17 protein-coding genes, 1 tRNA gene and 2 pseudogenes are annotated in these 17,301 nt (G+C 68.7%); 7 read left to right on the top strand and 13 right to left on the bottom strand.

Annotation, left to right across the window (positions count from 1 at the left end):
* Positions 1–188: 188 nt before the first annotated feature.
* The 3 genes from ABZ471_RS39055 to ABZ471_RS39045 all read right to left on the bottom strand — a co-directional run bounded on the left by ABZ471_RS39055 (position 189) and on the right by ABZ471_RS39045 (position 4,533).
* Positions 189–542, bottom strand: a complete 354-nt coding sequence (locus tag ABZ471_RS39055; protein ID WP_359073437.1) for a beta/gamma crystallin domain-containing protein — start codon at positions 540–542, stop codon at positions 189–191.
* A gap of 803 nt (positions 543–1,345) precedes the next feature.
* Complete coding sequence (locus ABZ471_RS39050; RefSeq protein ID WP_359073436.1) at positions 1,346–3,802, bottom strand: FtsX-like permease family protein; 2,457 nt, start codon at positions 3,800–3,802, stop codon at positions 1,346–1,348.
* Entirely contained in the window at positions 3,796–4,533 is a 738-nt protein-coding gene (locus ABZ471_RS39045; protein ID WP_359073435.1) for an ABC transporter ATP-binding protein, read from the bottom strand. The genes ABZ471_RS39050 and ABZ471_RS39045 overlap by 7 nt, the downstream gene beginning before the upstream one ends.
* Before the next feature lie 196 nt (positions 4,534–4,729).
* Between ABZ471_RS39045 and ABZ471_RS39040 the strand changes: the two genes are divergently transcribed.
* Positions 4,730–6,001, top strand: coding sequence for a sensor domain-containing protein (locus tag ABZ471_RS39040; protein WP_359073450.1), 1,272 nt, complete (start codon positions 4,730–4,732; stop codon positions 5,999–6,001).
* The gene (locus tag ABZ471_RS39035) at positions 6,001–6,633 is read left to right on the top strand and encodes a response regulator transcription factor (RefSeq protein ID WP_359073433.1); all 633 of its coding nucleotides are present in this window, start codon (positions 6,001–6,003) and stop codon (positions 6,631–6,633) included. Before ABZ471_RS39040 ends, ABZ471_RS39035 begins: the two co-directional genes overlap by 1 nt.
* A 310-nt stretch (positions 6,634–6,943) precedes the next feature.
* On the opposite strand, the gene ABZ471_RS39030 is transcribed toward ABZ471_RS39035, so the two are convergent.
* Together ABZ471_RS39030 and ABZ471_RS39025 are read right to left on the bottom strand one after the other, a co-directional pair.
* Positions 6,944–7,327 (bottom strand): hypothetical protein, encoded by a 384-nt coding sequence (locus ABZ471_RS39030; RefSeq protein WP_359073431.1) that lies wholly within the window; start codon positions 7,325–7,327, stop codon positions 6,944–6,946.
* Positions 7,328–7,405: 78 nt separating this feature from the next.
* Positions 7,406–7,498: pseudogene (locus ABZ471_RS39025) on the bottom strand (IS5/IS1182 family transposase); the annotation flags it as partial.
* Positions 7,499–7,730: 232 nt separating this feature from the next.
* Between ABZ471_RS39025 and ABZ471_RS39020 the strand changes: the two are divergent.
* Positions 7,731–8,564 (top strand): PIG-L family deacetylase, encoded by an 834-nt coding sequence (locus tag ABZ471_RS39020; RefSeq protein WP_359073430.1) that lies wholly within the window; start codon positions 7,731–7,733, stop codon positions 8,562–8,564.
* 148 nt (positions 8,565–8,712) lie between these two features.
* Here ABZ471_RS39020 and ABZ471_RS39015 read toward each other — a convergent pair whose 3' ends face one another.
* Positions 8,713–9,210 carry a cupin domain-containing protein gene (locus ABZ471_RS39015; protein ID WP_359073428.1) on the bottom strand — a complete coding sequence of 166 codons (498 nt, stop codon included), beginning with the start codon at positions 9,208–9,210 and terminating at the stop codon, positions 8,713–8,715.
* 506 nt (positions 9,211–9,716) lie between these two features.
* Here ABZ471_RS39015 and ABZ471_RS39010 point away from each other — a divergent pair.
* Entirely contained in the window at positions 9,717–10,151 is a 435-nt protein-coding gene (locus tag ABZ471_RS39010; RefSeq protein WP_359073426.1) for a hypothetical protein, read from the top strand.
* Positions 10,152–10,162: 11 nt separating this feature from the next.
* Here ABZ471_RS39010 and ABZ471_RS39005 read toward each other — a convergent pair whose 3' ends face one another.
* Positions 10,163–10,537, bottom strand: a complete 375-nt coding sequence (locus tag ABZ471_RS39005) for a transposase (protein ID WP_359073424.1) — start codon at positions 10,535–10,537, stop codon at positions 10,163–10,165.
* Between ABZ471_RS39005 and ABZ471_RS39000 the strand changes: the two genes are divergently transcribed.
* Positions 10,536–10,871 carry a hypothetical protein gene (locus ABZ471_RS39000; RefSeq protein WP_359073423.1) on the top strand — a complete coding sequence of 112 codons (336 nt, stop codon included), beginning with the start codon at positions 10,536–10,538 and terminating at the stop codon, positions 10,869–10,871. The two genes, ABZ471_RS39005 and ABZ471_RS39000, sit on opposite strands and share 2 nt — an antisense overlap.
* Before the next feature lie 15 nt (positions 10,872–10,886).
* A complete protein-coding gene (locus tag ABZ471_RS38995; protein WP_359073422.1) occupies positions 10,887–11,192 on the top strand; it encodes a hypothetical protein in 306 nt (101 codons plus the stop codon).
* A 7-nt stretch (positions 11,193–11,199) separates the two neighbouring features.
* On the opposite strand, the gene ABZ471_RS38990 is transcribed toward ABZ471_RS38995, so the two are convergent.
* The 5 genes from ABZ471_RS38990 to ABZ471_RS38970 form a co-directional block, all read right to left on the bottom strand.
* On the bottom strand, positions 11,200–12,657 hold the full coding sequence (locus tag ABZ471_RS38990; RefSeq protein ID WP_359073420.1) for a glycosyltransferase family 39 protein: 1,458 nt from the start codon (positions 12,655–12,657) through the stop codon (positions 11,200–11,202).
* 722 nt (positions 12,658–13,379) lie between these two features.
* Positions 13,380–13,523 (bottom strand): hypothetical protein, encoded by a 144-nt coding sequence (locus ABZ471_RS38985; protein ID WP_359073419.1) that lies wholly within the window; start codon positions 13,521–13,523, stop codon positions 13,380–13,382.
* Positions 13,524–13,844: 321 nt separating this feature from the next.
* A complete protein-coding gene (locus ABZ471_RS38980; protein WP_359073418.1) occupies positions 13,845–15,164 on the bottom strand; it encodes an MFS transporter in 1,320 nt (439 codons plus the stop codon).
* Positions 15,161–15,760 (bottom strand): helix-turn-helix domain-containing protein, encoded by a 600-nt coding sequence (locus ABZ471_RS38975; protein WP_359073417.1) that lies wholly within the window; start codon positions 15,758–15,760, stop codon positions 15,161–15,163. Before ABZ471_RS38975 ends, ABZ471_RS38980 begins: the two co-directional genes overlap by 4 nt.
* A gap of 366 nt (positions 15,761–16,126) precedes the next feature.
* Positions 16,127–16,198: transfer RNA gene (locus tag ABZ471_RS38970), tRNA-Met, on the bottom strand.
* A 141-nt stretch (positions 16,199–16,339) separates the two neighbouring features.
* Between ABZ471_RS38970 and ABZ471_RS38965 the strand changes: the two genes are divergently transcribed.
* Positions 16,340–16,708 carry a nuclear transport factor 2 family protein gene (locus ABZ471_RS38965; RefSeq protein ID WP_359073416.1) on the top strand — a complete coding sequence of 123 codons (369 nt, stop codon included), beginning with the start codon at positions 16,340–16,342 and terminating at the stop codon, positions 16,706–16,708.
* A gap of 191 nt (positions 16,709–16,899) precedes the next feature.
* Here the strand turns inward: ABZ471_RS38965 and ABZ471_RS38960 are convergent.
* Positions 16,900–17,113, bottom strand: a pseudogene (locus ABZ471_RS38960) (DUF4287 domain-containing protein).
* Positions 17,114–17,301: the final 188 nt, after the last annotated feature.

The following is a 17,301-nucleotide window of genomic DNA, read 5'->3' as shown; positions in this document are numbered from 1 at the left end:
CTTGGGCCCCGGAATCGGTACGGAACATGCCGATACAGGCCGCGCGGAAATCGCGTGGCCTGCATCTATTAGCCGGGCAGAGGTCAATTCACCCCCGTGATGAATTCAGTTCCATCCCGGAGGGGGATTGAATCCGCGAAGGATCGTGAGTCGGCACGGCCTTCCCGGGGCACCGGCCCGCTCGTCCACTAAAGGATTTCGATGTCCTTGACCAGTGGGGGGCGGCTCGGGAAAGTGATGTCGGTCCACCGATTGATGCGCACCGAGTCACCGTTGGCGTCGTAGTAGATGAGATCGTTGTTGCCCGTCGAAATGCGGTCGACCCACCAGCTGCCGAAGGAGGTCCGGCCCTTGTTGGCGTAGCAGTCCACGCTGGTGCGATTGTCTAAGTGCGACCAGATCTTGAGGAAGTTCTCCCCGCCGCGGCACTCGACGTGGTCGATGGCGAAGGCGTTGCCCGTGGGCATGGCCACCGTGATCGCCGCGGTGGCGGCGAACGCCACGACCACGGAACGGGCAGCCCTTTTCGTCCTTGAGATCACACGTTCTCCTTCATTCGATGCTCGAACGGGAAGGCCACGTCACGGCCGGATAGATGAAGACTTGTCGAAAACGTATCCACCTGCCTCCGTGCGGCCCTTCTGTCGTATTGTCTCTCACGCTTGCCCCACGAAGATCCCGTAAGGCGGCTGTACATGGCAATCATTCGCGGCTCCCTGGACCGGAATGCGCCCCTAAATGTCTAGATCGAGACTACGTAGGGAGGGTTCGCACGTTTCAATCTCGTAGTAGCCGTGAGCCATTCCCGGTTTCGGTGCGTTCCGTTCGGGTGCGGCGTACGGCGTGGATCGGATTGCCGATGCGAGGGGTGGAGTACGGGGCCCGCGGAGGATGTGCCGGGCTTCGGGCAGCGGCCGGGTCGGCATTCAACACCCTGTCCAGAACACGGAGTTGGGCCGGGTCGAGCTTGCAGCGGGCGCCGCTGGGACCCTTGGGGGCCAGGGCCTGCCGACCCCCTGAAGTCAACGCCCGCCGCCAGCGGTTCGCCGACATCCAGGTCACCCTGAACCGTCGGGCCACCTCCCGGTCACCGGCCCCGGCGATCAGGTCGGCCGCCGCGAGCCGGACTTGCTCGCGCCGAGTCCGTTCCTCGGCCCTCAGTCCACCGCCATCGGGGTACCTCATCCTCCCGGCATGGCGCAGCCCCTCCGGGCAAGCATCGGGGCACCGACGCGCAACGGTGATCAGGACTCATGCGACTGCCCGCGAAGATCGTTTTTCGTGCTGGTCCCAGAATGTGATCCACGAGGTCTGGCATCCCGGCAGGTTGGCGCAGGGTCAGAGGTCACTCGTGTACGCCCGCCAGCTCCACCGCTCTGCGGCGCAGGGAGAGGCCGGCCGGAGCGACCGCCGAGATCACGGCGAGCACCGCGCAGGCGCCCATGGCCGCCGCGAGCGTCGCCCACGGGATCTTGATGGGTGTCCACACCGAGAGCAGGCCCAGCGCGCTCCACATGCCCATCAGGTTGAGCCCGGCGACCAGCGCTCCCAGCAGTCCGCCGACCGTGACCACCATCAGCGCCTCGGCGCCCACCAGCCGCAGCACCTGCCACCTGGTGGCGCCGGCCAGCCGCAGCACAGCCAGGTCGCGTACCCGGTCGGACGTCGCCATGACCATCGTGTTGGCTAGCGAGATGCCGGTGTAGAGGAGGGCGATCCCGAGGACCAGGAAGAAGCCCATCCGGGTTGTCCGGTTGGTCTCGGGGTACGTCGCCCGCACCCAGGCGTCCCTGGTGAGGACCTCCCCGCTCGACGCCCGCACCGCTTCCCGCAGACCGGCGGCCACGGTGGCCGTGTCGGCACCGTCGTCGAGGCGTACGTCGACCCGGTCGACGGGCGCCGCGGGGGCGTTGCGCGGGGTGACGTAGACGCCGTTGTTGCCGGTGCCGATGGTCATGACCGCGGCGATTTTCAGGGACTTCCTCGTGCCGTCGCCGAGCCACACGTCCACGCGCTCACCCACGGTGTGCTTCTCCCACTCCTCGTTGACGATGATCGAGTCGTCGTCCAGGTCGCTCACCTTTCCCGCGGCGAGCGGGAGATGTGCCGTTGCCGCGAGCGCCTCCGGATCGTCGGCCCTGGCATCGGACCTGATGAGCGCCAGGCTCTCCTCCAGGACGTACACGGCGCTCGACGAGCTCGCGGAGACCTCGGTGCCGGACACGGCCCGAAGCCGCTTCAGCGTCGCCTCGTCGAAGCCGGCATCGTCCGCCGGAGTGACCACGAAGTCGGCGGCCGTCTGCTCGCGCACCTCGGTGGCCCTGGCCTCGTTCAGGGTGGCGGTGGCGCCCAGCAGCGAGCCCGCCAGCGCGACCGTGACCAGCACGGGCGCCGCGACGGCGGCGGTGCGGCGCACCCCGGCGGCGGCGTTCTCCCGCACCAGCATCCCGCCGGCGCCGGGCAGTTGGGCCGGTAGCCAGGCGATCAGCCTGGTCAGTGGCCGCACCAGCACCGGCGCGAGCAGCGCGACCGCGGTGATCAGCAGCATGGGCCGACTCACATAGGTCTTGCGTTGCAGCAGGTCGCCCGGGTTCGTCACCAGGGCCAGGGCCAGCGTCGCCGCGGCGGTGATCAGCAAGGCCGCGCCGAACAGCCAGCGGCCCCATGTCATTGTCCGGGTGTCCACGGACGCCTCGCGTAGTGCCTCGGTGGGACCGGTGCGCCCCGCCCGCCAGGACGCGGCCAGCACGCCGCACAGGGCCACGAACAGGCCCGTCCAGAACGCCATGTGGTAGGGCCAGGTGTAGTCGCCGATGGTGAACCAGCTGGGCGCAAGGCTCTCGTCGACCGCCCACTTGGCGAGCTTCGGAGCCCCGTATGAACCGAGCACACAGCCGGCGGCCGAGGCGAGTACACCCACCGCAAGCGCCTCGTAGACGACCATGCGGCGGATTTGCCCCGGAGCCGCCCCGGCGGTGCGCAGCAGCCCGAACTCGCGGCGCCGCTGGGCCACCGCGAACGCGAAGGTCGAGGCCACCACGAACACCGACACGAACCCGGTGACGCCGCCGGCCGTGCCGAACATGGCGGTCATCGCGGTGAGGGCCTCGCTGTCCCGGTCGGGGTCGGCGTCGGCGTACCGGCGCGCGTCCCCGGTGAGGACCTGGACGCCCTCGCTGCCATGCAGCGCCTTGCGTACGGCCGCCGCATCGGCGTCGACCACGAGCCGGAGGCTGCGCGGCGACAGTTCGGCGGCGCGGGTGTCGGTGTAGAACACGGCGTTCTCGAAGCCGAGCCCGGCCACGGTGCCGACGACGCGCACGGTGCCGCCGTCGGTCCGCACCCGGGTGCCCGGACGGGCCCAGGCACCGCTGACAACGACCTCGTCCGCGGCCTCGGGCGCGCGTCCCGCGTCGAGCTTGTACGGCGCGAAGGCTGCGGTGGACCAGGGGTGGCCCACCAGATCGGCGGGCCCTCCCTCGGTCCGCACCGGGAACGACCGGTCCTCGACGACGGTCCCGAGGTCGCGCAGCTTCGCGACCGCGGCCTCGGGCACGGCACGCGGCTGCGCGAGCTTCTGGGTGCGGTCGCCGATCGAGGTGGGCACCTCGAGGGTGTCCTGGCCCTTGACGACGACCGGTACGGCGGCGAACCGCTCCGGCCCCCGGTCGGGCGCGTCCACCGAGGACGCCAGGGCCAGCCCCATGACGGCAATCAGTGCCACGCCCACGGAGAGGGCGACGAAGCTGCCGACGAAGGTGATCCAGCGGGTGCGCAGGGTAGACAGCGTAGTGCTCAGCACGGCGCCGCCTCGAACTTGGTCATGCGCGCCGCGATGTCCTCGGCGGAGGCGCCGATCAGCTCGCCGTTGACACGGCCGTCGACGAGGAAGACGACGCGGTCGGCATAGGAGGCGGCGACGGGGTCGTGGGTGACGATGATGATCGTCTGGCCGTCCCGGTCGACCACGCCGCGCAGCAGGGTCAGCACCTGGCGGCCGGTCTGCGAGTCGAGCGCGCCGGTCGGCTCATCGCCGAACAGCACTTCGGGCCGGGTGATCAGGGCGCGGGCCAGGGCGACCCGCTGCTGCTGGCCGCCGGACATCTCCGTCGGCCGGTGCCGCGCCCGGTCACCGAGTCCCACCTGTTGGAGCACCTCGCGCACCTGTGCCTTCTTCGGGCGGCGGCCCGCCAGTCGCAGCGGCAGGGCCACGTTCTGCTCGGCGGTCAGCGAGGGCAGCAGGTTGAACGCCTGGAACACAAAGCCGATGCGCTCGCGGCGCAGCCGGGTCAGCTTGGTCTCGCCCAGCCCGGTCAGCTCCGTGTCGCCCACGATGACCGAACCCGACGTGGGCCGGTCCAGGCCCGCGGCGCACTGCAGCAGGGTCGACTTGCCGGACCCGGACGGGCCCATCACGGCGGTGAACGTCCCCCTCGGGAAGGCGAGTGATACCTGGTCGAGGGCGGTGACGGACGTGCCGCCCGAGCCGTACCGCCGGGTTACGGAGCGCAATCGGATTGCATCGTTGGTCATGTCTCCCCCCACCGGCACCTGCTCCCTCTCGTTGGTGCCTCCACGAAACCGCAGAAGCCCCTCGTGACGCAGTACGGCCAGAACGAGATCTGGGGTAGGGCCAGGCCTACCCCAGATACGGACTCTGGACCGATGGCACCGACCGATGAGGCCACTTACGGTCATGCACATGCACCCTCGGAATGTGTGGCAGGCCATGTCCCGGCCGGGTTTCCTGCTGTCGGCCTGGCCCTGGCGCTCCGCCGCGTATCTGCTCACCGGCGCGGTGACCGGCGTCGCCGCCCTGGTGGGGATCGTGACGGTGGCAGCGGTCTGCGGTGCGCTCGCCATCGTCTTGGTGGGGCTGCCGCTGCTCGTCGTGGTCGCCCTCAGCGGGATCCCGGTGGCCTGGGTGGAGCGGCGCAGGCTGCGCATGATCGACCACAACCCGGTGTCCGGCCGGCACCAGGTGCCGACCGCGCCGGGACTGTGGGCCTGGCTGACCACCCGGCTGCGTGAACAGGCGACCTGGCGGGAGCTCGGGTATGCGCTGCTCTTCGCCGGGCTGTTGTGGCCGGTCGACGCCCTGGCGATCACGGCCGCCCTGCTGTTCCCGCTGTCCATGGTCGCCACCCCGCTGCTGATGACCACGGTTGGTGACGGCCACGAGGCGAAGGTGCTCAAGCAGTGGACGGTCACCACATGGCCGACCGCTTTCGGCGTCGCCGTACTGGGTCTCCTCCTGATGGGCCTGGGCGCTTACCTGCTCGGCGCCACGGCGGGCGCCCGCGCCGAGCTGGCCCGGCTGCTGATCGCCTCCCGCGAGGGAGAGCTCGGCGCCAAGGTCGCCGAACTGGCCCGCTCCCGCGTCCGATTGGTGGATGCCTTCGAGGCCGAGCGGCGCCGTATCGAGCGCGATCTGCACGACGGCGCCCAACAGCGCCTCGTGGCCCTGACGATGGCCCTCGGGCTGGCCCGCCTCGATGCCCCGCCCGGCCCGCTCGCCGACCAGCTCACCAAGGCACATGAGGATGCGGGCAAGGCGCTCGCGGAACTGCGCGAGCTCATCCACGGCATCCACCCCAAGGTGCTCACGGACTACGGCCTTCAAGCCGCGGTCGCCGACGCCGCCGACCGCTGCGTGGTCCCCGTCGACGTCGACCTCGAACTGCCCGGCCGGCCAACCCAGGCGGTCGAGTCCGCGGCGTACTTCGTGGTCTGCGAGGCGCTGGCCAACGTAGCCAAACATAGTGGGGCCGACCGCGCGCAGGTGAGCGGCGGTCATCGTGACGGACGCCTGTTCCTTGATGTGCGCGACGACGGCTGCGGCGGCGCGGACCCCTCGGCGGGCAGCGGCCTCACCGGTCTCGCGGACCGAGTGTCGGTCCTGGATGGCAGACTTGCCCTGACCAGTCCGCCCGGTGGACCGACTCTGTTGCGTGTGGAGTTTCCTTGCGAGTTGACCAAGGCGGCCGATCGCTCCGTGTAGTGCTGGCCGAAGACAGCGTGCTGCTGCGGGAAGGGCTCATCGGCCTGCTCAGCCGCTGCGGCCACGAGGTGGTGTCGGCCGTCGGGGACGCGCAGGCCCTGATCACCGCGGTTGAGGAGCATGCCCCCGACATCGTGGTGACGGACGTACGCATGCCGCCTGGTTTCCAGGACGAAGGCCTGCACGCGGCAGTGCAGCTGCGCGAGAAGCGCCCCACGCTCCCGGTCCTGGTCCTCAGTCAGTATGTGCAACGGACGTACGCCTCCGAACTCCTGGACTCCGGCGACGGATCAGGCGTCGGCTATCTGCTCAAGGACCGGGTCGGCCAGGTTGAGGAGTTCGTGGAAGCGCTGCACAAGGTGGCGGACGGCGGGACAGTGGTCGACCCCGAGGTGGTGCGCCAGTTGCTGCGCCGCCGCCGCGATCCGCTGGCGCAACTCACCCCGCGCGAACGCGAGGTGCTGGCACTGATCGCCGAGGGCAAGTCCAACGGCGCGATCGCCAAGGAGCTGGTGGTTTCCGAAGCCGCGATCGGCAAGCACATCGGCAGCATCCTCACCAAGCTGGACCTGCCTCCGACGGACAAGACCCACCGCAGGGTCCTCGCCGTCCTCACTTACCTGCGGGCCTGACCCTGACTGGGCGCACCCGGCCACCGCACGGCCTTCATTGCCGCCTGCATGCCATGTCTGCTGATGGATGACGCGGAATGCCTGGCCGGGCAGGCACGTCTTCTCCCGCTTCTCACGTGAGAAGCGGCGGGCCCGCCCGAGTAAGGAGACTTCTGCACGGGGCCACAAGGGGGGGTGGTGGGCCGTGTAACTCTGCAGATCAGCGAATTCCGTCGGTTGCACCCGCGAATGGCATTCCGCCACCTGGCGAGCCGCACAACCCGGCAGCCCTGCACACCAGTGACCAGGCACGCTTGGACGTCTGCGGGCTTCAGAGGAAGAGCAGCGGGACACGCTTCTCGACGCAGAGCCACAAGACGCCGGCCAGTTGGCGGGCATCATCGATGTCCTGTTGGAGGAGCGGGTCGTTGCTCTCCTGCGCCCACTCATCGGCGATCGCCTCCAACCGGGGCAGGATAACCGCGCAGTCGGCAGGCGTGAGGTCGTCACCGCCGTCATCAGGATGATCGAGCAGTGGCTTCAGCACGGTGGACACCTCGCTCCATGGCCGATCGCCGCCGAAGCCCGACATCTCGGAGAGCGTGAACCCCTCGGCCCGGGCCAGACGCCGCCGAAACGTGGCAAAGCACCTGTAGGACCAGGAGACATCCGGACTGTTGTTGTCCCCATCGCCTGGGAAGAGAACCAGCCCCATGCGCCCCCTGTCCTGCATGCTACGTACAGAGGATCGACGGGATCAGCCCGCCTCGGCAACTGAGATAATCTTCGAGTGGCGTCGATGGCACTTCCACTGCCCGCCCCGCCCGATACTCGTCGGCAGATACGACGCCAGCCGAGCCCACTCATCATGGAGTAAGTCACCCTGGGGCTGGTGTGCGGCGGGAACAGCCGATCCGGCCGGCGCTGTTGCACTGTTGCACCGGTCGAGGGACCGGCGCCGCGCGGGTGGGGAGCAGAGAGACCAAAAGATCGTCCGCCTCGACGCGATCCTGGGCCCCCGGGTCCGCGGTACGCCCGGTCACCCGAAATCGGGGCGGCCACTTGCCCGCCTGCCGCAGACTCGGACCAAGGCTTTTTTCACACAGGAGGACTGTTTCATGAATGACCGACCCTTGACGCTCATGGCGGTGCACGCCCACCCCGACGATGAGGCCACCGGAACGGGAGGTGTCCTCGCGCGATACGCGGCGGAGGGCATCCGCACGGTCCTCGTGACGTGCACCGACGGCAGCTGCGGTGACGGACCGGGGGGTGTCAAGCCGGGCGATCCCGGGCACGATCCGGCGGCCGTCGCCTTGATGCGGCGTCAGGAACTCGAGGCAAGCTGTGACCTCCTGAAGGTCAGTCATCTGGAGATGCTGGACTATGCCGACTCCGGGATGATGGGCTGGCCGACCAACGACGCCCCCGGATCCTTCTGGCGGACCCCCGTGGAGGAGGGCGCTGCCCGACTCGCGGAACTCATGCGGCGCCACCAACCCGATGTGGTCGTCACCTACGACGAGAACGGCTTCTACGGCCACCCCGACCACATCCAGGCCAACCGCATCACGATGGCGGCGCTGGCGATGACCGTGCTGACACCGAAGGTGTACTGGACGACGGCGCCCCGCTCGATGATGCAGCGGTTCGGGGAGACCATGCGCGAGTTCGGTGCGGACGGGCAGGAGCCGGATCCCGCCGAGGCCGCCGCGATAGCCGAGATCGGACTCCCCGACGAGGAGATCACCACCTGGGTGGACACCACCGCGTTCGGTGGTCAGAAGTTCGATGCACTGGCCGCGCACGCCAGCCAGGGCGAGAACATCTTCTTCCTCAAGATGGGCCAGAAAAGGTTCACCGAGTTGATGGGCGTCGAGACCTTCGTACGTGTCCAGGACACCACCGGTGCGGCCGTGCCCGAGAACGACCTCTTCGCCGGACTGCGCTGATCCGCCCGCCTTCCCGGGGCTCGAGAAAGCTCACGGTCCGTATGGCCCGATCAAGCGTGCTCGCACACGGGGAGGCCCTGCCTGGGCGTACCCCGCCCCCACTGTGATCGGTCATTGCACCTTTGTTCCCCGTGCGCGGATCGTGAGTTCAGTGTCGGGTGAGTTCCTGCTGCCAGACGGGGCTCTCGAAGTAGTGGTTGTCGAACTGCTCGGAGCTGTCGCGGATGTCCTGTACCGAGGCCTCGCCCCGGTACACCCGCTCCAGCAGCCGGTAGTAGTCGAACCGGTCCATCCCCGGAGTGAAGACGACGAGCATCTCGGCCTCGCTGTCCGGGGCCGGCGCGAAGGCATGCGGCACGGTCGGAGGGACGGTCAGGAAGTCGCCCTGGCCGAGCGTGAGGACCTGGTCGTCGAGCAGGATCCGCATGGACCCGTTGAGCACATAGAACATCTCAGTGGCCCGGGTGTGGAAGTGCGCGGGAGCACCGGGCGAGCCCTTCTGCAGCGTCGCGCGGTTGGCGGTCAGCGCACCGCCGGTGGCGTTCGCGTCGGCCAGCAGCGTGATCAGGCTGGTCGCTCCGTCCTGCAGTGTCTCGGCCTCGTCGGTGCGGACGAGGACGGGCTTCGCAGCACTGGTGAACGTCATGGTCACTCCTGGGTCTCAGTAGTTCCGCCGACCGATGTCCCCGGCGACACCACTGAATCTATGCTCCGAAAAGACCCGGTGAATGGTGCATTGAAGGCACGAAATCATGGGTCAATCCAGCGGCCGATGCGGGGTGTGCATCGAGGGCATGGCCCACGCCACGGCCTCCAGCTGCCGCGTCGGGCCGCCGACGGCGCGGCGGCCAGGGCAGGAGTCGTCGGGGGCGGAGTCGGTGATGCGGTCGAAGCATCGAAGCGGGGGTGTGAGCTCCGCCGTGATGACGATCTGTGATTTTGGCTGTGGCGAATATTTCGTGAAGTACCTGATGGAGGTGGGGCAGACAGTTGGGCCATGCTTGATCGCTAGCGCCGAGGCACGGGGGTCCGGCGTGGCCAATTGGGGGGTCTGCGGTGGTGGTCAGTGAGCTGGTGCGCGCGGAACTGCGACGGGTCGATTGGGCTTCGTTGGAGTGCGGATGCGGTGATTCTGCGGAGCATGTGCCTCTGATGATCGAGGCGATCATCACGGCTGGGACGCCCCAGGACATGATCGGGTACACCCTCGATGGTCACGTCGAGGACAGCACGATCATCTTCGAATGTACTCCGCCGGCAGTTGGCGTGATCATGGCCGCGCTGGCGGGTGAACTCTCGATACTCGCCCGGGATGTGCTACTGCAGACGTTGTGGTTCGTGGCTGCGGGCTCTGGCGACTATGAGCCGGATCCAGAAGGAGCGGGCCTGGGCGACGGGTGCAGGAACCACGCTCACCAGGGGTTCTGGAGGCTCGTCCAGATCGGGCTCACAGGTAGCGCGGAAGACGCCGAAACGGTGGCCGACATCTGTGACTACTTCGGGCTCGGCGGCGACCAGGCCGCCTTTTACCAGGCCCAGCTGCGCGAGCGTATGCGTGCGAAGACCAAGCGCGGGCGATGCGTCTGACGTTGTGGGGATCAGGGTGGTCGGGCGGGGACGAGTGTCCGCAGGAGACCGAAGGAAGCGCGGCCGTACGACCGTCGCTTGATCAGCTTGATGCGCGTGACCCGGCCTTCGACGGCGCCCGAGCTCCAGTGCAGGGTGACGCCGTTGACGACGGCGTCCCAGTCGTTCTGGAGGAACGAGGCAAAGCCTTGGATCGGTGGCGGGCCGTGGTCGAGGGCCCGCGCCATCCACTGAGTGAGGTCGTAGCCTCGGCGTTCGCGGGCGATGGTACTGAACTCGTGGGCGAGGTAGGCGAGGTCGCGGGTGGTGGCCAGGTCGGGGCAGGCTGCCGGGATCCGGTCGAGTTGCTGGCGCTGGCTGTCGGTCAGGCTGTCGGTGCGGCGCATGATCCACGTCGTGATGCGGCGGGGGCTGGGCACCGGCTGGGGCGGTTCGGGGGCGGCCGTGCCGGCGCGGAGGGTCGCGACGTACTTCCACGACGCGGCTGCCTCGGCAGCCGCGTTCGCGGATCTCGCGGAAGAGAGCTGCGGCGTTGGTGGCGCCGCCGCGGAGGCGGTGTTGCAGGTAGGGCTTGAAGTGGTTGATGTGGCCGTTGGGGCGGCGCTCGCGTGCGGAGGCGAGGATCTGGTCGAGGTCGGTGGCCAGGTAGTGGCGGACGGTCTTGCGGTCTCGGCCCAGGCGGTTGGCGATCGCGCTGATCATCCAGCCGCGTTCTCGTAACTGGTGGATGTCGGCGTGCCACTGGCGGACGTGGGCCAGGAGCTGGCTGTCGGGTGGGTCGGCCGGTTCCGGCGGTCCGATCAGCGCAGCCAGGGCGGCGGGATCCGACGGCTCCTCGGACTGATCCAGATGGGAACTCTCGGCGTCTTTGCGCAGGCAGGCGCGGTGCTGTGCGCTGTTCGTTCGACTGCCCGGGCGAGCGAGTGGAGCAAATGCCACCTGTCGGCGACCTCGATCGCGTCGGGCGCTGCGCGGGCGGCGGCCTGGCTGAAGGTGCTGCACCGGTCACGGCAGATCACCTTGACCGGCCCGAGCGATTGACGGCGAGTCAGTACTGGCGCAGTGACGGCCAGAGCACGGACCACGGTCGGTGGGCACCAGTGCACAGCACCACCTCTGTGTGCTGTTCCTGATTGTCGATGCCGAGGCCGTTGTCGATCCGTTTGACGGTGCGACAGTCGCTGAAGGGCTGTTCCAGACGGTGCTGACCGTCGGCCTGCTCGACGAGGAGGACGGGGCCGTCGTCGCTGTCCGGGGGCGGGCCCCAGTCGTACAGGCTCATATGGCCCGAGTAGGCAGTGGGCAGTCCGTAGGCGGGACCGTAATGGGCGAGGGCGCCCGCCTCGCCGTAGTTCGAGGTGAGCAGGGCGGCGTGGGCGCGCTGTGCGGTGGGGATCGTGGTCCAGGCGACTGCAGTGGCCCGCGTGAATCGGGGCCAGCCCACCTGCTCGCCCTGGTCGATGTCGACGGCGTCGGTCACCGCGACCGCCGAGACCGGCAGTACTGGCAGGGCGGCGAGGGCGCTGGTGGCCGCCGCTAGGAGAAGGCGGGGGGTGAGGGTGCGCCAGGACCGGCGGGCACGGTGGACGACGGGTTCGCAGCCGGCCGCCGTCACGGCGAGCAGAAGCGGGAGCGGGTAGTAGGGCTTGCCGCCGCCGAGGAGCACCAGGACGCAGAGCACCGGGTAGGCGAGGCCGACCGGCCGGGCCCAGCGCAGCTCATCGTCGCAGAGCAGCCGACGCAGGCCCACTATCGCGACTGGAACGAGGACGGGCGAGAACTGGAGCAGTTGGAGCGGCAGGAACAGCAGCCGTCCCGACACGCCGTCGACGTGGCTGAGGACTCGGGCCACCTTCAGCTCGGGCCAGCCGTGCGTGGCCTGCCACCAGAGCGTGGGTGCGCAGATGGGGAGTGCGAGGAGCAGCGCGAGCAGTGGTCCGAGCAGCAGCCGTGCCTTGCCGGGCCGGAGGCGCCGCGTGGTCTCCTGCCCGGGGCGGGCCGCCAGCAGACCCGCCAGCAGTGCGAGGAGCAGCGAGAGGACGAGCTGCTTGTTCAGCAGCGTCATCCCGATCACCGCACCCAGAGCCGGCCACCAGCGGCTGTCGCGGGTCCGTAGCAGCCGGAGCGTCAGGAGCAGGACGCCCAGTTCGGCGGTCAGATCGAAGGTGCTGGTGGACAGCAAGTGGCCAATGGCCAGGACGTACCCCGAGCAGGCACAGCACCCGGCTGCGAAAATCTGCCCGCCACGGCCGGCTCCCAGCTCCCGGGCCAGCAGGGCGGTCAGCACCACGGAGCATGCGGAGAGCAATGCGGGTACGACCCGCACACCTGTTGGGCTCGCACCGAAGACGGCGGCGCCGGCCCGGGCGAGCAATGGGGTCAGCGGCGGCTGATCGACGTAGCCCCAGGCCGGATGTCGGCCGGCGAGCAGGAAGTAGAGCTCGTCGCGGTGGAAGCCATATCGCCCGGACAGTGCGACCAGCGCTGCAGAGAGAACAACCGCCACCAACGCGACCGGCCGTGTCGCGAACGGTTGCAGACCAAGCCGACCATCCCCCCGAATGCTCACCGCCGAAGTCTGGCAGCCCACGACCGGCGCGGCCAAGGGGACTTCGACACATCGTCGTTGACTGTCCTCGCTCTGGGCCGTGGGCCTCGCGACAGGTGGGGAGATCAACTGAGCAGGTCCGACCAGTCCCTGAGCACCGGATGGGAATTCAAGGGGCCCGGGCCCTCACCCAGCCATGACCCGGGCCACGAAACGATCTCGTCAGCCGCCACGCTGCTTGGTACGTTCATCTGGTGTGCTACTACGCCGAGAAGCCCTACAAACTGCATTACGCGTGCGTGCCTTGCCGTGTCGCGTTCAAGCGGCATCCCGGCTCCGGCGAGCACCGATGCCCTCGATGCTCAAGGCCAATGGTTTGTGCCGGCCACGACTTCGCGGCACCGCGGCGTCGGGACACCAAGGCGTGGACCGTCGTGGCTGCGGTTCTCAACGCCGGACTGCGTTACGAGGGCCGCGAGCCGTGCGGCTGCGGCAAGGAACCCAAGTTCCGTCCCCGCACCCGAGCTCAGCTGCGCGTCCGTCGCATCGCGGCAGGACGAACCGGCATCCCCCTCGCCGACATGCTGGGACGCGCAGACCTACAGGCGCCCGACTGATCGATGGATCGGTGCAGAGACGGGGCGCGATCCGCCACGGCATTCATCGGAATCGTCTCCTGATCAGGAGGGCGTATCCACGTCGGCGGTGGCTTTGCCGTGGTCGTCGGTGATGACGTCGACCTGATCGGTGCGGCCGCCGCTCGGGATGGCGAACCGTGAACCGATGGTACCGGTGACCGTGAAGCGCAGGCGCGCGCGGTCCACCAGTTCCCCGTTGCAGCGGGCCCACATCTCACCCCGCCGTGATCCACCGGCCAGCCGCTTGCAGCCCGTCGATGTGGGCGTCGCTGTTCCCGGACGTCGGCATTCTTGCCGAGGTTGTCGACAACCGAACGAACTGGAGAAACGCCAGCCTGGGAACGGAATCTTCGCCCGGTGCCGGCGATCCCACGGCAGCGCGCCCGCTCCCGAACTGGGACCCCGCAGGGCACTCACGCCGCCCTACACGAGGTGGACGCCCGATCACCTGAAGCCCCGCCTCATTCCGTCCCCCTGCGAACCGCATTTGGTCGGTAGCCCTATGTTTCATCGAGGTACGGGTCGGCTGTCTGTCTCGGTGCCGCCGTCGGCGGCGAGTGGATCGTCCGGAGCCAGGGAGCGGATGCGCGGTATCGGTGAGGGGAGGAGCCAGAGCAGCGACAGTGTTCCTCCGACGGCGACCGTGATCAGGGTGGGCCTGAGTCCGATGAGGGTGGCGAGTATGCCTCCCACGATGGCGCCGATGGGGCGTATGCCGTAGTTCACCGTACTGTAGGCGCCGGCCACGCGACTGCGCATGCCGTCTGGTATCACCGAGGCTTGCAGGGAGTTGAGGTTGACATCGAACAGCATCACGCCGATTCCGGCGAGGAACTCTGCAACGCCCAGGGCCCCTGCGCGGGCCCATGTGGGACCGCTCGCGGTGGCGGCGATGGCGATGGGGGCCGGGAAAAGTACGGCGCCTGCCGCGATGCTGCGTCCCACGCCGATCCGTCGCGAGATCTTCGGGGCTATCACCGCGCCCGCGAGAGCTCCGGATGATCCGATTCCGAATGCCAGCCCGATGGTCCCTGCGGAAAGGCCGAGCACCCGGTCGGCAAACAGGACGGTCAAGCCGGTGCTTGACACGAATGTGAAGAAGTTGAGGGTCGTCGCGCAGCCGAGGCTTGCCCGCAGTACCGGGTGACTAACTACGAAGATCAGCCCCTCCCTGGCCCGCCGCAGCAGCGAAGGTCCTGCCGTCTCACCGGTAGCGGTGGCTGGTTCGTCGACCCGTATCGGCCCAAGCAGGGCGGCCGAGGCCAGGAAGGACAGGGCATCAGCGATCACAGCGACGGGCGCGGTCAGGACCTGGACGAGGGCACCGCCGACGGCAGGGCCGACGACGTAGGAGGCGGATCGGCTGGCGCTGAGCTTGCTGTTCGCGTCGACATAGGACGAGCGTGGCACGAGGTGGGCGAAGAAGGGCGGATAGGCGGTGTTGAACAGCACCGCCGCGGCGCCGGTCAGCAGCGCCACGGCATACAACTGGAGAAGCGTCACAGTGCCTGACAGGTAGGCGGCGGGCAGGGTGAGCAGCACGCACGCGCGTATCAGATCGGCGAGGATCATCAGGCGGCGTTTGTGGACGCGGTGGTCGACCCAGGCGCCCAGTACGATGGCGAGGAGATTTGGGGCCCAGGCAAGCGCAGTCAGCCATGCGACCTGGCTGGCCGAGGCGTGCAGCGCCGTCACGGCGATCAGGGGTAACGCCAGTTCGGAGATCCGGTCGCCGAACTGCGAAACGGACTGCCCGGCCCAGAAGCGAACGAAGCGCTGGTCCCGCCAGAGTGATGTCGAGGGGGCCGTGTCCTGTGGGGAGTTCATGCCGTGTCGACCGTCTGCTCCTCGGCGGCCTCCGGCAGGACGTAGCGCAGCAGCCGGACGCCGCGGCTGCCGCTCGGCCGCTGCGCCGGGTCGCGCGTCACATAGGGCGCGAGGACGCTTTCGATCGCGTCCTCGATGGCCGCGAGTTCCTCGGGTGACACCACTACGCGGGTGTTTGCCAGCCCCGCGGGCTTGCGCCACACCTGATCGAGTCCGGGTTCGGTCTCGGTCACCCACCGATGCGGCAGGCCGGCGGAGCGGGCGAACCTCTCCCGGGACAGTACCCGTGCGGCGGACTGGCCCTCTTCGTCCTCCGGCACCTCGAATCGGAAACCCCGTGCCGCAGCCTCCCACCGCCGCTCCCGGCGATCCGTTCCGGCCTCGGCGTCGCGGACCAGCCCAAAGCCCGCCAGGTGGCGCAGATGCCAGCTGGTCACGGACGGGGTGGCTCCGACATCCGGTGACAACTGCGTCGCCGTCGCCGGCCCGTGCAGTTGCAGACGCTCGAGGATCGCAAGCCGTACTGGATGCGCCAACGCTCGCATGGCCTTCGGGTCGGTGATCTCGATATCGCCCAGGCGATTCCCACGCTCCATGGTGTGAGAGTGTTCTCTCATAATGTGTGAGAGTCAACTCTCACACATTGCCCGATGCTGTCTAACTGCTTCGAGTGCCCGTCTGCGTTGGGCAACTACGGCTGCTGAGGGCGACTGCCCGGCGTCCGCTGGCAGGTGGACCGTCACCACGGTGCCGTCGACAGCTGGGCGTCCGTGCGTCGCCGCGATGCCGTGCCTGCGGCCCGGGGAGCCGCGGCGAGTACCAGATCTATACCCGCTGAGCGGCGATCAGGTCAGCCCTCGACGTGCTCCGACGGCCCAGGGACGGCGGTGAGTTCACTTCGTAGCCCGGCGCTCCACATGCTTCCGGCCCCGTCGATGTTGGTGTCGAGGGGGCCGGTGTGTTGGTAGCGGGGACAGGATTTGAACTTGCGACCTCTGGGTTATGAGCCCAGCGAGCTGCCGAGCTGCTCCGCTCGATTACCTGGGCGGTAATCGCGCCGCCGGGCGGGCCACGGCAGAGTGAAGCCATCGGGTTCCGGGCCGGCGCACTCCGGCTCGGGGCTCGGTCCAACTGACCTGACCGTCAAGTCACTTCACCGGAACGGAAGTCCCGCCATGTCGATCTACGCTGCCGCCGTTGCCCGCTACTTCGAGGCGTGGAACGCCACCGACGCCGACGCGCTCGCCAAGGCGGTTGCCGCGGCGTGGTCTGAGGAGGGCACCTACACCGACCCGCTGGCTGACGTGCGCGGCCACGAGCAGATCGCCGCGGTGATCCAGGCGGTGCACGAGCAGTTCCCCGGTTTTGAGTTCAGGCTGGCCGGTGATGTGGACGGTAACCATCACATCGCCCGCTTCGGCTGGGAGCTGGTGTCCACCACCGAAGGCTCGGCGCCGGTCGCCGGCTCGGATGCGGTCACGCTGGCCGAGGACGGCCGGATCACGTCCGTCCTCGGCTTCCTCGACCGGCTCCCTGAGGCATGAGACTTCGCCCGGAAGACTCTGAGTCCACCGGCGGCATTGGCGCCTTGGTTCTGTTCGCGAGAACCGACAGCGGTTGCTCATCGCTTTGGGAGGCGTTCCGGGGTCGGCGTGTTTGATGTTCACGAGAACCGACAGCACCCCGGGGCCGGGCGTGAGTTCTGCGGGCTGCGGAACTCACGCCCGGCCTCGGGTCAGTTGCTCCCGCGTTCGGCGAGGGTGTGGGCGACAAGGGCGTTGGCGTGCCCGTGGCCGAGCTCGTGCTCGGACTTGAGCCAGCAGGCGAGTTCCATGTGTTTGGTCAGGGGCCGAGGTGCGGATCAGCTCCTTCCACTCCTCGATCGGGCGGCCGTACTTCTTCTCGATCGACGGGAAGTAGCCGGCAGGGCCTTTCACCGGTGCGGTCATGACGCGGCATCCTGTCTGTCTGAGTGCGGTGGTCTCGGATGGTGGCTGTGCGAGCGGGAGCGGGAGCCGCTACCGCCGCGAGGTCGGGGCGGGGCCGGCCGGGCGATGGCCGGGCCCGCGGGGAAGGAGAACGGCATCCCCGTGGACGTCCTCCTGCTCGTGCAGTGCACCAGCCCGTTCCTCACCGC

It is taken from the genome of Streptomyces sp. NPDC005728 (assembly GCF_040630895.1).
GTDB lineage: Bacteria > Actinomycetota > Actinomycetes > Streptomycetales > Streptomycetaceae > Streptomyces.
The sequence above is the reverse complement of the archived record's forward strand: the minus strand, read 5'-3'. Positions and strand labels throughout refer to the sequence as shown.